Genomic DNA, 663 nt, shown 5'->3' on the forward strand with positions numbered 1-663 from the left:
TATTGGTGCTATGATCGACATTGCTCAGTCCGGCTGGTGATTTGGGATATTCAGCGATTGATCAGATCGCATAAACCGGACTGAGTTCCCTCTAAGGGATCTACTATTCCGAGCAGTTATTTAGTTGTAGACATGCTTCCTCTTATCTCCCGAACGGACCAGAGCGGCGCAATCATTGAGAACAAGCCGGTATATAACGTTCCTGTTTTCCGGCTTCAGCGTGGTAGTAGCGCCGTAATAATGAATCCGGTAGTCGGTGATATTGGTATGGCTGCCATCTGTGATCGTGATAACTCACTTGTGAGGGCCAACCTTAAGCAGTCAGCCCCCGGGTCGCCCCGAATGCACAGCAAATCAGATGCGCTTTATTTCGGGGGTTTTCTCAATGGCGAGCCGACCCAATTTATTGAGTTCGCGGATGGTGCAATCAACATCACCTCACCAAACCCTGTGAACATCAAATGCTCAACAGCAAATATCACTGCGCCGGGCGGCGTGAATGTGACCACGCCAGAAATGCACGTGACCGGCAACATAACCGTAAGCGTCACATTTAAACCGTCTGTGCAGCGGGCTCCGGTTCCGGGAAAATAGTGTCCATCATTTTTTAATGGACACTATCGCGTGAAACACCGGACATGGCTCCTTGAGGCGCTTCGCCTC

1 protein-coding gene is annotated in these 663 nt (G+C 50.4%); it reads left to right on the forward strand.

Translation table 11 applies throughout. The annotated features are described in order from the left end of the window. Window positions 1-240 precede the first annotated feature (240 nt). Window positions 241-594, forward strand: a complete 354-nt coding sequence (locus tag F7Q90_RS25795; RefSeq protein ID WP_052310133.1) for a hypothetical protein — start codon at window positions 241-243, stop codon at window positions 592-594. The last annotated feature ends 69 nt before the right edge of the window (window positions 595-663 follow it).

It is taken from the genome of Pantoea stewartii subsp. stewartii, assembly GCF_008801695.1.
Lineage (GTDB): Bacteria > Pseudomonadota > Gammaproteobacteria > Enterobacterales > Enterobacteriaceae > Pantoea > Pantoea stewartii.

Excerpts from the sequence above, each read along its gene's own strand:
- F7Q90_RS25795 (WP_052310133.1), top strand. The coding sequence starts at position 241 with ATGAATCCGGTAGTCGGTGATATTGGTATGGCTGCCATCTGTGATCGT.